Below are 13,070 nucleotides of genomic sequence, written 5' to 3'. Positions count from 1 at the left end.
CTTGCTCCCTTAGATATATTCATGATATCTTAAATATTCTTCCACTCCGACGAGGATGCCTTGGGGCAGGGTCATGCGATGAGGGTTGTCGGAACATCTGCGTTGGGTGTCTTGCTTGGTATCTCGCTCGCCTGGGCTGGTCCTCTGCACGATGCGGCAAGGGACGGCAATCGCGAACATGCCGGCCAGCTTATCGATCAGGGCGCGAATATCGCCGAGCCGGATGCGGCAGGAGAGCCGCCTCTACTGATCGCGGCACTTGCTGGAAACAAGGATATCGTTGCACTTCTGCTCGATAAAGGCGCCGATATCGAGATCAGAAACAAGGGCGGGCTGACGGCGTTGCACGCGGCCGCCTATGGCGGACACCTCGATGTCGTTGAACTGCTCGTATCGAAGGGTGCGCTGATCAATGATGAAAAGAACTTCTACCAAATGTCGCCGCTTCATGCTGCGGCCGAAGAAGGTCATGCCGATGTCGTCGCCTTTCTCGTCGCGCACAAGGCAGACATAGAAGCAAAGGAACGCAACGGCTACACGCCGTTGACGCAGGCCGGATGGCGATCCCACTGGGATGCCGCAGACCTGCTGTTGAAAGCGGGCGCTGTTTGCCAGCAGGCCGATCTGGTCGGCGACTGGCTGTACGGCGAGTGCACGAAGCGGAAATAACGCTTGCTGCATCTCATTGCCCGAACTGGGAGAATGGACACATGTCATATCGCAAGCAGACAGGCGGCACTGCCGCCTATATTATCGCTGGCGCCGCGATCCTCTTGGCGTTTGCACAGCCGGCAGCGGCGGAAGAGCCGGTGAATACCGGCTATTTCGGGGACGTGGCGATCAAGGGCTACGATCCGGTGGCCTATTTCACCGAGAACAAGGCCGTGGAAGGATCTCCGGTCTACTCGTATCGCTGGCTGGGTGCCGAATGGCATTTTACCAGTTCCGAAAACCGCGACCGCTTCATTGCCGAACCCGGCAAATATGCGCCTCAATACGGCGGCTATTGCGCTGACGGCGTTTCCTTCGGAACCGTCACGACCAATATCGACCCGAAGGCATGGCGGATCATCGATGGCAAGCTCTATCTGAGTTACGATCCCGGTGCCGCGGAAGGCTTCGAAAAGAAGCCGACCAAGGTCGTCGACTCTCAAAAGCACTGGTCGGAGGTGCAGAGCACCCTGATTTCCGACAAGGTGCGCAAGGACTGGCAGCATATGTCGGCCAAGTGAATTCACGGGGTTAGCGAGAAGAACTTCAGCGCCTGCGGGGTTACGTGAACATACTGGGCGCCGCCTGGTCCGGCGTCCTTGTTTCTGTAAACCTGCCCGCACACCATGCGATCGAGAAAATAGCCGCCGAACCGCTCGCAGAGCCTGTTTCCCTGCACCTCCACCGTGCCGGTGATGTTGGTATTGGCGCTACGGTAGGCGGTATTGCCCGCCTTGTCGAAATACTGGACGAACGCCGTTCCGTTTTTGTGTTTTCCGCTCCACGTCTTGTCGCTGATCAGGTTGTGCAAGGCGTCTGCATCAAGCTGATCAGCGTCCGAACCGACGAACCCAAAGGGCCATTCCGGAATCCCGGCCGCGCGCAATCCCGCCAGATGATGCTCCAGGTCGTCTTCGCGCCAGTAGTCGTAGAGATAGTTGTAGTAAGTAAGGTTGGCGTCCGGAAACAGTTCCAGAAGCTTGGCCTTTTCCTGGGCGCCGCGAACCCGGTCCCCTTCATACGCATAGGCTGCCGTCAGGTACTCGCGCGCAGGCTCTGCGTTGGGAAGCGCATCTCGCGCCGCCTCGATGAGTGGAATTGCGCGCCTGTTGTCCCGCGCGGTGTAAAAGACGATTCCGGCCAGCAGCCGGAAGCTCGACGGTGGAGCGGGATCGAGCCGCAAAGCCTTTTCCATCTCAGCTACCGCCTCTTCGTGACTTCCCGTATGGACGAGGATCAAAGCCAGGTTGCCGAAGGCCTCCGCACTGTTGGGCTGCGCCTGTACCGCCCGGTTTGCCGAGTCCCGCGCCTCCGCGGCCCGACCGTCAACCAGCTGCAGCAGGGCGAGAACGGTGTGGGCGCGCGCATTGTCGGGGTCGAGCTTGAGCGCTTGTCCGGCCGCATCATAGGCGATCTTGCGCGCCACCGCCGCCGACCAGAGGAAGTTGTAGTCGTTGCGCCAGACGTCGACGGCAACGCGCGCAATGCCGGCATGCGCATCAGCAAAGTTCGGATCGAGATCGATCGCCTTCTGATAATAGGACAGCGTGCGGCGATAGGTTTCCACGTCGCTGTAGGCGAGGCCCTCCTGCTCCGCCCGCATGTAGTAATCGTAGGCTTCCAGATTGTCGCTCGGTATCCGCTCCAGCTGGGTGCGCTCACCGTCGCTGAGTTCCACTGCAAGCGCGGAGATGATCTTGCCGGTGACGTCGTCCTGAATTGCGAATAGATCGGCATATTGGCGGTCGTAGCGCTCGGCCCAAACCGAAAGCCCGCTCAGCGCGTCGATCAGCTTGACGTTGATCCGCAGCCGCGGTCCTGCGCGCTGCAAGGTGCCTTCGAGAACGTAGTGGACGCCGAGTTCCGCCGCGACATCCTGGATCTTTCCTGCACCGTTCTGAACGGCAAGTACCGAATGCCTGGCGATGACGAAGAGTCCCGAAACCTTGGACAGCTCCGTGATCAGGTCGTCGGTCAGCCCCTGGGCCAGATGATCCTGCTCCGTATCACCGCTGACATTGATGAACGGCAACACCGCCACCGAAGGTTTGTCCGGCAGGGGATAGGCGAAGCGCTCGACCAGCGTTGGCGTCAGGCCAAGCTCCCACGGCTGCCACCAGTAGGCTGTGGCAGCGGCAAAAAGCAGGACGGCAATGGCAGCCGCTCGGCCAGCAGGCATCCTCAACAGACCCTTGACGCTTCTCGGCAATATCCGGGCTTTATTCGGATCCAGTACGACCCGGTAGACGCGGATCGGCTCGACGATGCCCTTCACTTTTTGTCTGCCAAGCGAGGTGTAGCCGACATCAAGCTTGGTGTTTACCTGGTCGTATGTCGTGCCGGAGATCGCAATCCCTCCCGGCTCGGCCAGCGCCTGTATGCGGTCCGCGATATTGACGCCATCACCCTGAATGTCGTCGCCCTCGACAATGATGTCTCCAAGGTTGACGCCGATGCGGAAATCGAGCCGCATCGCTCCATCGCCGGATGCTTTTCGCAATGCCTTCTCGCGCTGTACGTCCATTGCGCAATGCAAGGCGTCGACAACGCTGTGAAATTCGACAAGCAGGCCGTCGCCCATGGTCTTCACCAGCCGGCCATGATGTTCGGTGATCTTGGGCAGGAAGATGTCGTCCATATCCGCCTGGAAGCAGCGACGCGTGCCCTCTTCGTCGATCTGGCTCAAACGGCTGTAACCGGCGACGTCAGCGATCAGAATTGCTGCAAGACGGCGCTCCATGTCTTCCCCGCATGCTGCGATGGCTCCCGGGCGCGCATCTTACCGCAGGTTGATAGGCGAAGCCATTATGCTGTCAGCAAGATGCGGGCGTGATCACTTGCCGAGCAGTTCGTCGAGCTTTGCCTGCTCCTCCGCAGTCAGAGGGCTACCGGTCGGCTTTCCCGCACGCCGCCGCGCGAAGACCAGCAGCGAGATGCCACCTACGATGATCAGGAGCACTGGCGCACCCCAAAGCAGGACGGTGCGGGTGCTGAGCCTTGGCTTCAGCAGCACGAATTCGCCGTAGCGCGAGACGATGTAGCTCAGCACCTCCTCGTCGGTGTCGCCATCGGTGATGCGCTCGCGCACCAGCAGCCTGAGGTCCTTGGCAAGGTCGGCATTGGAATCGTCGATCGACTGGTTCTGGCAGACCATGCAGCGCAGTTCAGCCGACAGCGCCCGGGCACGCGCCTCGAGCGCCGGGTCGGACAGCACCTCGTCGGGATTGACGGCAAAGGCTGGTGCTGCAGAAAGAAACAGCGCGATGGCGAGGAGGATTGGCCGGATCATTCCGCCGCCTCCAGGACCGGTTTTACCGGTTTTGCCTTGCGGCGCGGGGCGCCGACGCGCAGCCGCCGGTCGCAGAGCGACACGAAGCCACCCGCCGCCATCAGCAGCGTCCCGCCCCAGATCAACAGGATGAACGGCTTCCACCAGATGCGCACGACGATGCCGCCGTCCCTGGTCGGATCGCCGAGCGACACGTAGAGCTGGCTTGCCCCGAAAGTCAGGATGCCGGCTTCCGTCGTCGGCATCTGGCGGGCGGCATAAAGGCGCTTCGCCGACCAGGTCTCGGCGACCTCGGCGCCGCCGCGCCGCACCGTGAAGTGTCCGCGCTCTTCGCTATAGTTCGGCCCTTTCGCCGGCCTGAGACCGTCGAAGGAAAGCGTGTAGCCACCAGCCTCGGTAGTCTCGCCCGGCTTCATCTCGAGCACATGCTCGGTCGAAAAGGCCGACACCGCAACGATGCCGATGACGCTGACGCCAAGTCCGGCATGCGCAAGTGCGGTGCCGAAGGCCGAGCGCGGCAGGCCTGTCAGCCGCTTCCAGGCGACATGCGGCTTTACCTTGCCGATGCCGGCGCGGTACCAGAGGTCGGCAGCCGCACCTGCGACCAGGAACAGCCCGGCCGCCAGCCCGAGCACCGACAGCACCGGCCCGCCGTGCTCGATGTAGAAGACGGCGAGTGCCGCGGCGAAGGCAATCCCTGCCACGACATAGAGCCGCTGCAGCACCCCCAGAAGATCGCCGCGCTTCCAGGCAAGCAGCGGCCCGAACGGCACGGCGACGAGCAACGGTGCCATCAAGAGCCCGAAGGTCATGTTGAAGAACGGCGCGCCAACGGAGATCTTGTCGCCGGTGAGCGTCTCCAGAAGCAGCGGATAGAGCGTCCCGGTCAAGACCGTGCCGCAGGCAACCGTCAGGATCAGGTTGTTCAGCACCAGGGCGCCTTCGCGCGAGACCGGCGCAAACAGGCCGCCCGCACTCAAACGCGGTGCGCGAAACGCAAACAGCGACAGCGCCCCGCCGATGAAGAGCATGAGAATGCAGAGAATGAAGACGCCGCGGCTCGGGTCGCTGGCAAAGGCGTGCACGGAGGTCAAGACGCCGGAGCGCACCAGGAAGGTGCCAAGCAGCGACAGCGAGAAGGTGAGGATCGCAAGCAGCACGGTCCAGATCTTCAGCGCCTCGCGCTTTTCCATCACCAGCGCCGAATGCAGGAGTGCGGTTCCGGCAAGCCACGGCATGAAGGAGGCGTTTTCGACCGGATCCCAGAACCACCAGCCGCCCCAGCCGAGTTCGTAATAGGCCCAGTAGGAGCCCATGGCGATGCCGAGCGTCAGGAAGGTCCAGGCCGCCAGCGTCCAGGGCCTGACCCAGCGCGCCCAGGCGGCGTCGATCCGGCCTTCCATCAAGGCGGCGACGGCAAAGGAGAAGCACACCGAAAAGCCGACATAACCGAGATAAAGCAGCGGCGGATGGATGGCGAGCCCGATATCCTGCAGCACCGGATTGAGGTCGCGGCCCTCGGCAGGTGCCGGATCGAGGCGGACGAACGGGTTGGAGGTCAACAGGATGAAGAGGATGAAGGCGGCGGAGATCCAGGCCTGAACCGAAAGCACATTGGCCTTCAGCCTGTCCGGCAAATTGCCGCCGAAGAGCGCCACCAGCGCGCTGAACAGCGCAAGGATCAGCAGCCACAGCATCATCGAGCCTTCGTGATTGCCCCAGACGCCGGAATATTTGTAGATCAGCGGCACCAGCGAATGCGAGTTCTCCCAGACGTTTCGGACGGTAAAGTCGGAGACCACATGGGCATAGGTCAAAACGCCGAAGGAGAAGGTCACGAGCGCAAAGAGCACGATGGAGCCGAGCGGCGCGACATCCATCATCGCCTGGTCAAGCCTGCGCGCGCCGATCGCCGGCACCAGCGAAACAACGATCGCTGCCGCCAGCGCCAGGACAAGTGCGTAGTGGCCGATCTCGATGATCATTGCGTATCCTCGCCTTCCTGCCACAGACCCTGCGCCTTCAGCCGGTCGGCAACGTCCTTCGGCATGTATTTCTCGTCATGCTTGGCAAGCACCGTGTCGGCGATGAACTCCCGGCTGCCGGCCGCAAACCGGCCCTCGGTGACGACCCCCTGCCCTTCGCGGAACAGGTCCGGCAGGATGCCGGTATATTTGACCTTCACCGCATCGCCGCTGCCGTCGGTGACGGCAAATTCCACCGTCGAGCCTGCGCCGCGCACGACGCTGCCCTCGCCGACCAGCCCGCCGAGGCGGATGCGCGTCTCTGGCGCCACCGGTGTTTTGGCAAGGTCGGCCGGCATGTAGAAATAGGCGACCGACTGGCTGAAGGCGAACATGACGAGCAGCACCGCGGCGAGGATGAAGCCCATGCCGCCGCCAATCACCGCCAGGCGCTTCTGCTTGCGGGTCATTCCGTTCCTCCTTCCGCAATGCCGAGTTCGCGCGCCAGCGCCATCAGCTGCCTGCCCTCTTCGCCGTCGGCCGGAAAGGCCGCCAGGGCGCGCTTCAGCGCACTTGCGGCACGATCCTTGTCGTTCAAGACGGCATAGGAGCGGACAAGCCGCATCCAGCCCTCGAAATTGTTCGGGTCTGCGACAAGCTTCGCATCGAGGCTCTCCACCATGCCGCGGATCATCTGCTGCTGCTCACTGCTGCTCATATCTTGCGCCGCTGCGACATCCTCCTCTGTCGGGTTGCCCGGCGCCTTGCCGCCCGCCACCACCGGAGCGCCGCCGTTTTTGGCGATATGCTCGTTGACGAGCGGCAGCCATGGCGCATCGGCGGGCGATTCTTTCGCCAACGCCTCGAAGGCCGCCTTCGCCTGCCCCGTTTGCCCCGCCTGCTCCAGGCCCAGCGCCACGTAGAACCTCGCACGCGGATTGTCAGGCTCGAGCGAAAGCGACTGCTCCAGCGCCTTGCGGCTCTCCTCGGTCACCACGCCGCCAGCGCCCGCCATCAGCGTTTCGGCCAGCCCGTCGAGACGGATCGGGCTCGGCCCAAGCAGCCGGATGGCATTGCGGTAGGCCTTCTCCGCATCGGCGATGCGCTGCGCATTGTAATAGATCGGCGCCAGCACATCCCAGCCCCTGCCGTCTTCCGGATCCTCCGCCAGGTGACGCTCCGCCTTCACAATCAACATCGCCATGTCGTTGCCAGGATCCGCCAGCCGATCCGCCAACGGCCGCGACGGAACATCAGGACGACCGAGCGCGGTGTAAAGACAGAGCCCGAGAACCGGCAGCAGCAGGAGAACGAAAGCCTCGCTGAAACGGTGCGGGCGAACGGGCTTGCGTTCCGCCTTCGGCTCGGCAGCCGAGACGGCAATCAGCCTGCGGCCGATTTCGGCCCGCGCATAGTCCGCCTCGTCGGCCGAAATCAATCCGCCAGCCAAATCGCGATCGAGTTCGCGTAACTGATCGCGGTAGACCGCCGCTTCGCCGGCACGGTCATCGTCAGCCGCCTTCGCGCCGCGCAAAAGCGGATAAACCAGAAAGGCGGCAACAGCCGCGGTCATCGCGGCCACCAGAATCCAGAACATCATACCGGCCCAAATACTTGAAGCGCGGGGCCATTCCAACTGGCAAAGTCGGAATGACGAAGATTTGAGGCGTTTGGCCGCAATTTCAGGAGGCCGTTATCTGCAGCACCGGCCGAAGTCAGCCGAGCGGCGACCAGCTTCCGTCACTGTTGCGGCAGGCCGCGCCACGCGTAACAATGTCCTTGCTGTCCGCAGTCAGCGTATGCGTATATTGACGGCAGTTCTGCGAACCCACCTGATAGGGCGCGGCCGCCACAACCTTACCGCTTACATTGCGCCCGCTCCAGACGACCGGCTGGCCGACACCAGCGCCTTCGAGCGCCCGGTATTCGGCTTCGAGAGCCCGCTGCTTGTCGCTGTCGCTCAGCTGCACGCCGCTGCGGCCGGCAATCCCGCCCTGCAGCGCCGTGATGAACGCCGCCGATGCCGAAGGCCTGGAGGTCGTGCACGACGACAGCGCAACGGCAACGAGAAGCGAAGAAACGATCAAAACATTCGGTCGTAACATCATTCGGTCAAACCAGCATCGGGGTGTGAATCAGTGCCGCCAGATGCGCATCGCCCCATGTCGGCATTAAGGCAAAGCATGCTATGCAATTGCCTATGTCTTTGTGGCATCAAGCAATTGCTCATGCAACATCCTTTGTGACGCCGGGCAGGATTAGCCGCGCCTTCAGGCCGCCCCACTCCCCGCGGGAGAGCTCGAGCCGGCCCTGATATTCGTTGGAAATCTCCGTTACGATCGAAAGCCCGAGGCCCGTTCCCGGCTTGCTCTCGTCCAATCGCCGCCCGCGCTTCAGCGCCTCGCGGATCTGGTCGGGCTCCAGTCCCGGTCCGTCGTCTTCGATGACAAGCTCCACCCAGTGCCGCCGCGCGCTTGCTTCGGCACCCTTCACATCCTCGGCCGCTTCGGCTGCACTGAGGCGCACCTTCGTCGTGGCAAAACGCGACGCATTCTCCAAAAGGTTGCCGACGGTCTCTTCCAGATCCTGCTGCTCCATGGCAACCGCGAGGTTCTGAGGCGTCACGTTGAGCTCGAATTCCTTGTCGCCATTGAGCCGCCGCATCACGCGCACCAGCCGCTCCAGCGCAGGTTCCGCATCGGTACGCGCCAGCACCGATTCGCGCTGTGCGGCGATGCGTGCCCGGTTGAGGTAGGATTGCACCTGTCCCTGCATCGCTTCTGCCTGGCTGCGCACCAGCTCGCCGTGCGAGCGCTCCAGCACCCTCGCCTCGTTAAGCAGAACCGCAATCGGCGTTTTCAGCGAATGCGCCAGGTTGCCGACCTGCATCCGGGCGCGCTCGACGATGCGCCGGTTGCTGTCGATCAGCGCATTCACCTCGTTGGCAAGCGGTAGGATTTCCCGCGGGAAATCGCCCTTCAGCAGTTCGCTCTCTCCCGCCCGGATGCGCTCCAGCGCCGCGCGCGCCTTATCGAGCGGCTTCAAGCCGTAGAGAATGGCAAGCGCATTGACGATCAGGCTTCCGACCCCGAAGCCTGCAAGCGCCAGATAAAGACTGTGGGAGAAGTTGCTGACGTCGCTCTCGACGACCTCGACATTGCCCGACACCCTGAAGCGCGCAGCGCGTCCGTCCGTGTCGAGCACCACTTCGGTTTCCGCCACCTGCACGCGGTTTCCGGTCGCATCCGTCACCTGGTAGTAGCGCTCGTAGTTCTTGTCGAAGGGCGCTTCCAGCACGGAGGGAACAGGGATCGTCGCCGATCCCAGCGAAGGCGAAACCAGCGGCGCCGCCGTGTAGGTCCCGAGTGGTTCCACCACCCAGTACCAGCCGGTCCTCGGCTGGGCGAAGCGCAGGTCGCCGAGTTGGGGGCTGCCGCTCAACGCGCCCTGATCGCCGATCGTCACGGAATTGATGACGTTATAGAGCTGGGCGCGCAGCAGATCCTGGAACCCACGCTCGGCGCTGCGGCGGTAAAGCGTGGAAATCAGCAGGCCGATCACTACAAGCGCCACGGTCGACCAGACGGTCGTCAGAAGCAGAACACGTGCGGTGAGCGACTTAATGCGCATTGTTCGGCGCTTGGATGCGGTAGCCGAGACCGCGCACCGTTTCGATCAGGTCCACGCCCATCTTCTTGCGCAGGCGGCCGACGAATACCTCGATCGTATTGGAATCGCGATCGAAATCCTGGTCGTACATGTGCTCGACCAGCTCCGAGCGCGAAACCACTTCGCCCATATGGTGCATCAGATAGGCAAGCAGCCGGTATTCGTGCGAGGTGAGCTTCAGCGTCATGCCGTTGACCATCGCCTTGGAGGTCTTGGTGTCGAGCCGCACCGGGCCGCAGATGATCTCGGAGGAGGAATGCCCGGCCGCACGGCGGATCAGTGCGCGAATGCGCGCCAGCACTTCCTCGACATGGAAGGGCTTGGTCACGTAGTCATCGGCCCCGGCATCGATGCCGGCGACCTTGTCGCTCCAGCGGTCGCGAGCCGTCAAGATCAGAACCGGCACGCCGCGGCCCGCACCGCGCCACTTTTCAAGGACGGTCACGCCGTCCATTTCCGGCAGGCCGATGTCGAGGATGATCGCGTCATAAGGCTCGGTGTCACCGAGGAAATGTCCTTCCTCGCCGTCGAAGGCCTGATCGACGACATAGCCCGCCTCCTTCAGCGTATCGGCGAGCTGCCGGTTCAGATTGACATCGTCTTCGACTACCAGAATGCGCATCGGTCCGCTTTCACCTCAAGTGTATCATTGGTGTTTCATAGGCCGATTCCGCCTACATCGGAACCCTGACGGTCACCTTGCGTGGACGCTGGCCGTTGCCTTGGACGAGAACGGTGATGATGCAGGTGTTGCCGGATGGCTGCACGGAAAGAAGCTGCCCGCCCGTCTGCTCGACGACCTGCTCAGCCGCCGCGCTGCAATCGCCTGCGACGCGCACGATCAGACCGCGCGGTTCGTCCGGTGAGGGCGCCGATACCGCCAGCCCGGCGGCCAAAACTACGACGCTCAAGGGAGAGGCCATGTGCATGCTTCCAACGTAATTCCAACTTGGTCCGACTATGTACTCACGTGACCTGAATGGCAAATGAATGCCCGGTAACGCCGGATGTTTAGAACAATTCTGGACTGTATTTTCCCAGACCTTCCACACCCAAAAGACGAGAGGGCGGGATGCCTTGAAAACACGTATGTCCCGCCCTGAGATTTCCTCGGCGAACGACCTGCCGGGCCGCCGGATGGCAGCTCGCGCGCCCGAAGGAATAGGCTGCCTGGCCTGCGCCACTATAAGGATCGGGCAGCGAATTTTTCTCGGTGATGTCCAGCGCGAAGGGATAAGGAAAGACCTCAATCCCCGCGCCTTCAGATGGGCAAGCGCCGAGACCGCACTCGACTTGATGAAGGCCGAAGATACAAAGCCACACCTACCAGACAGGAGGCGCCGGTCCGCAAATGGTTGCTGCGGCTTTCGCCGCACATGCGAAACTGCTATTCCCCATGTCCTCAGCTCTCAAATCCGTTTCAGCACGAATGTCCAAATTCCCCTTGCGCTCGGCGCAGACGATCGCCGTGCTTGCCGTCAGTCAACTCATCGGCTGGGGCACCACCTTCGATATGCTCGGCGTCATGGGCCGCGTCGTGGCACCCGATCTCGGCATGCCCAACGAAGTGGTCTTCGCCGGCCTCACCGTCATGATGGTCGTCAGCGCCATCGCCGGCCCCGCGACCGGCCGCTGGCTCGCGCGCTTTGGTGCAGCCCGCGTGCTTGGCGCATCCTCGGTCACCTTCGCGACGGGCCTGCTCATGCTTGCCGCCACGCATGGGGTCGTCCTCTATGCGGCTGCCTGGGTCGTCATCGGTCTCGGCGGCGCGCTTGGCCTTTCCGCGCCCGCCTATACCGCCGTCGTCGAGCGAGAAGGCCTGAACGGCAAGCGGATCATCGCCATTCTCATGCTCTTCACCGGCCTGTCGGCAACGCTCTTCTGGCCGGTCCTGACGCTGGTGACGGACGCCTATGGCTGGCGCATCGCCTTCATCTTCTCGGCGGCACTTCACATTGTCGTCTGCCTGCCGCTTCATCTTTTCGCGCTGCCGAAGCCCGCCGCAACGCACACGCAAGGCACTGCCGCGGAGACTCCACCGATCGCGTTATCGCCGCATGAGCGCCGCAAGGCCTTCCTGCTGCTTGCCACCTCGACGACGCTCGGCACCTTCATCAGCTTCGGCATTGCGCCGTCGCTGATCGAAATCTTCCGCCAGTCCGGCGCCTCGCCGGCGCTTGCCCTGCAGCTCGGTTCCGCCCGCGGCGTCATCGGCATTTCCGCCCGCGGGCTCGACATGCTGCTCGGCAAACGCGGCAACCCGATCCTCACCTCGGTCATGGGCATCAGCCTCATGCTGGTGAGCTTCCTCATGCTTTTGCTGTGCGGCGCCTCGACGCCGCTGCTTGTCGCCTTCATCGTGATGTACGGCTTCGGCTCCGGCGTGCTTGCCGTTGCCCGTGCGCTGCTGCCGCTCGCCTTCTTCTCGCCCCGCGAATACGGCCTGCAAGCCGCCCGCCTCTCGCTGCCGCAAAACCTCGCCAACGCCATCGCCCCCGTCATATTCACCGCCACCCTCGACCGCGCCGGCACCGGACTGACGCTCACCATCTGCGCAGCGCTCGCCGCCCTCGCCCTGGTCTTCGTTTTCATGCTGGCGGGAATGGTCAGGTCGGCAAAGCAGCTGGTTCCGGCACAGCCCTGAACCGCATCTCCGCTACGTGCAGCTTGGTCTTCCTCTCCCGCCGCGTGCACGTCAGCGACGCACCCCCCACCGGGTTCCCATGACAGCGCCCCATAAGAGCACCCCGTCCCGCTCGCCTGCCCCTGCGCTGCCAGCGACAGGAAACCGGACGCCGCCTTCTTCTCGGCCACAGTCTTTCGTCCGCCGCAAAGCCCCGCGGCAGGAAAGATCGGATGTTCGTGGTGTTTTCCTCAGAGTTTGCCGCTGTCCTCATCCGTCTTCACCACCTTCTGCCCGTGATCGCGGGAGAAGGGATTTGCCGCGCCCTCTTAAACGGCCGGCGGCCGGCGTGGGCGCCATGTCCCCTCACCTCGCGCGCGGGGAGAAGGTGAGGGTGAGGGGTGAGGGGTGAGGGGCAAAATTTCAGGTGAAGCGCGAAACTTCAAACGATCCGCAATCAAACGCTGGGGCCGTTGCAAACCGTCAATCGCAATCAGCCGAGCGGCTGCCTTACCGCTGTCTCGACATCGTAATCCGCTGCGATCCGCATTTCCCGCGCCGGCCGCACGAGTTCGATCGAGCGCTGGTAGTCAGGATGCGCCTTATAAGCCGCAAGTGCCGCCTCGTCGTCGAATTCGCCGTAGACCACCAGGTCGACATCGGTGCCGAGCTGGTCGGTCTTCACATTGGTGCCGATCTCCAGCAGCCGCGCATGCGGTATCGCCGTCAGCACCGAAAGCCCGGCGCGTACCGTCTCCAGGTTTTCCGCGCTTGCGGTGAAGAAAACGATATGGCGGATCACCGGGGCACTCCT

At 62.9% G+C, this 13,070-nt stretch carries 13 protein-coding genes; 3 read left to right on the top strand and 10 right to left on the bottom strand.

Annotated elements, in window-relative coordinates; all coding sequences use genetic code 11:
• The first annotated feature begins 78 nt into the window (after positions 1–78).
• Both A3C3_RS0110545 and A3C3_RS0110540 read left to right on the top strand, forming a co-directional pair.
• Positions 79–669 carry an ankyrin repeat domain-containing protein gene (locus A3C3_RS0110545; protein WP_028739554.1) on the top strand — a complete coding sequence of 197 codons (591 nt, stop codon included), beginning with the start codon at positions 79–81 and terminating at the stop codon, positions 667–669.
• Positions 670–710: 41 nt separating this feature from the next.
• Complete coding sequence (locus A3C3_RS0110540; RefSeq protein WP_022714568.1) at positions 711–1,232, top strand: YHS domain-containing (seleno)protein; 522 nt, start codon at positions 711–713, stop codon at positions 1,230–1,232.
• A gap of 2 nt (positions 1,233–1,234) precedes the next feature.
• Here the strand turns inward: A3C3_RS0110540 and A3C3_RS0110535 are convergent, their stop codons facing one another.
• The 9 genes from A3C3_RS0110535 to A3C3_RS0110495 all read right to left on the bottom strand — a co-directional run bounded on the left by A3C3_RS0110535 (position 1,235) and on the right by A3C3_RS0110495 (position 10,556).
• Positions 1,235–3,451, bottom strand: coding sequence for an adenylate/guanylate cyclase domain-containing protein (locus tag A3C3_RS0110535; RefSeq protein WP_022714567.1), 2,217 nt, complete (start codon positions 3,449–3,451; stop codon positions 1,235–1,237).
• Positions 3,452–3,544: 93 nt separating this feature from the next.
• Entirely contained in the window at positions 3,545–4,000 is a 456-nt protein-coding gene (locus A3C3_RS0110530) for a cytochrome c-type biogenesis protein (protein WP_022714566.1), read from the bottom strand.
• Positions 3,997–5,985, bottom strand: coding sequence for a heme lyase CcmF/NrfE family subunit (locus A3C3_RS0110525; protein ID WP_022714565.1), 1,989 nt, complete (start codon positions 5,983–5,985; stop codon positions 3,997–3,999). Before A3C3_RS0110525 ends, A3C3_RS0110530 begins: the two co-directional genes overlap by 4 nt.
• On the bottom strand, positions 5,982–6,434 hold the full coding sequence (gene ccmE / locus A3C3_RS0110520) for a cytochrome c maturation protein CcmE (RefSeq protein ID WP_022714564.1): 453 nt from the start codon (positions 6,432–6,434) through the stop codon (positions 5,982–5,984). Before ccmE ends, A3C3_RS0110525 begins: the two co-directional genes overlap by 4 nt.
• Positions 6,431–7,564 (bottom strand): c-type cytochrome biogenesis protein CcmI, encoded by a 1,134-nt coding sequence (gene ccmI / locus A3C3_RS0110515; protein WP_022714563.1) that lies wholly within the window; start codon positions 7,562–7,564, stop codon positions 6,431–6,433. Before ccmI ends, ccmE begins: the two co-directional genes overlap by 4 nt.
• A 115-nt stretch (positions 7,565–7,679) precedes the next feature.
• Complete coding sequence (locus A3C3_RS0110510; protein ID WP_022714562.1) at positions 7,680–8,072, bottom strand: lipA protein; 393 nt, start codon at positions 8,070–8,072, stop codon at positions 7,680–7,682.
• 118 nt (positions 8,073–8,190) lie between these two features.
• Positions 8,191–9,594: a sensor histidine kinase gene (locus tag A3C3_RS0110505; protein WP_022714561.1), complete on the bottom strand. Its 1,404-nt coding sequence runs from the start codon at positions 9,592–9,594 to the stop codon at positions 8,191–8,193.
• Positions 9,584–10,255 (bottom strand): response regulator transcription factor, encoded by a 672-nt coding sequence (locus A3C3_RS0110500; RefSeq protein WP_022714560.1) that lies wholly within the window; start codon positions 10,253–10,255, stop codon positions 9,584–9,586. Before A3C3_RS0110500 ends, A3C3_RS0110505 begins: the two co-directional genes overlap by 11 nt.
• A gap of 52 nt (positions 10,256–10,307) precedes the next feature.
• Complete coding sequence (locus tag A3C3_RS0110495) at positions 10,308–10,556, bottom strand: hypothetical protein (RefSeq protein WP_022714559.1); 249 nt, start codon at positions 10,554–10,556, stop codon at positions 10,308–10,310.
• Positions 10,557–11,062: 506 nt separating this feature from the next.
• Here A3C3_RS0110495 and A3C3_RS0110490 point away from each other — a divergent pair.
• Positions 11,063–12,277 (top strand): MFS transporter, encoded by a 1,215-nt coding sequence (locus tag A3C3_RS0110490; protein ID WP_084796945.1) that lies wholly within the window; start codon positions 11,063–11,065, stop codon positions 12,275–12,277.
• Between the two features lie 472 nt (positions 12,278–12,749).
• Here the strand turns inward: A3C3_RS0110490 and A3C3_RS0110485 are convergent, their stop codons facing one another.
• Positions 12,750–13,058, bottom strand: coding sequence for a Dabb family protein (locus A3C3_RS0110485; RefSeq protein WP_022714557.1), 309 nt, complete (start codon positions 13,056–13,058; stop codon positions 12,750–12,752).
• Positions 13,059–13,070 lie beyond the last annotated feature (12 nt).

Source organism: Rhizobium mongolense USDA 1844 (assembly GCF_000419765.1).
GTDB lineage: Bacteria > Pseudomonadota > Alphaproteobacteria > Rhizobiales > Rhizobiaceae > Rhizobium > Rhizobium mongolense.
Note: the sequence above shows the minus strand (reverse complement) of the source record. Positions and strands in the feature narration are given on the sequence as shown.

What these genes read in the sequence shown, in the direction of transcription:
- A3C3_RS0110545 (WP_028739554.1), top strand. Translation starts at nt 79, where the DNA reads ATGAGGGTTGTCGGAACATCTGCGTTGGGTGTCTTGCTTGGTATCTCG.
- A3C3_RS0110540 (WP_022714568.1), top strand. Translation starts at nt 711, where the DNA reads ATGTCATATCGCAAGCAGACAGGCGGCACTGCCGCCTATATTATCGCT.
- A3C3_RS0110535 (WP_022714567.1), bottom strand. Translation starts at nt 3,451, where the DNA reads ATGGAGCGCCGTCTTGCAGCAATTCTGATCGCTGACGTCGCCGGTTAC.
- A3C3_RS0110530 (WP_022714566.1), bottom strand. Translation starts at nt 4,000, where the DNA reads ATGATCCGGCCAATCCTCCTCGCCATCGCGCTGTTTCTTTCTGCAGCA.
- A3C3_RS0110525 (WP_022714565.1), bottom strand. Translation starts at nt 5,985, where the DNA reads ATGATCATCGAGATCGGCCACTACGCACTTGTCCTGGCGCTGGCGGCA.
- ccmE (WP_022714564.1), bottom strand. Translation starts at nt 6,434, where the DNA reads ATGACCCGCAAGCAGAAGCGCCTGGCGGTGATTGGCGGCGGCATGGGC.
- ccmI (WP_022714563.1), bottom strand. Translation starts at nt 7,564, where the DNA reads ATGATGTTCTGGATTCTGGTGGCCGCGATGACCGCGGCTGTTGCCGCC.
- A3C3_RS0110510 (WP_022714562.1), bottom strand. Translation starts at nt 8,072, where the DNA reads ATGATGTTACGACCGAATGTTTTGATCGTTTCTTCGCTTCTCGTTGCC.
- A3C3_RS0110505 (WP_022714561.1), bottom strand. Translation starts at nt 9,594, where the DNA reads ATGCGCATTAAGTCGCTCACCGCACGTGTTCTGCTTCTGACGACCGTC.
- A3C3_RS0110500 (WP_022714560.1), bottom strand. Translation starts at nt 10,255, where the DNA reads ATGCGCATTCTGGTAGTCGAAGACGATGTCAATCTGAACCGGCAGCTC.
- A3C3_RS0110495 (WP_022714559.1), bottom strand. Translation starts at nt 10,556, where the DNA reads ATGGCCTCTCCCTTGAGCGTCGTAGTTTTGGCCGCCGGGCTGGCGGTA.
- A3C3_RS0110490 (WP_084796945.1), top strand. Translation starts at nt 11,063, where the DNA reads ATGTCCAAATTCCCCTTGCGCTCGGCGCAGACGATCGCCGTGCTTGCC.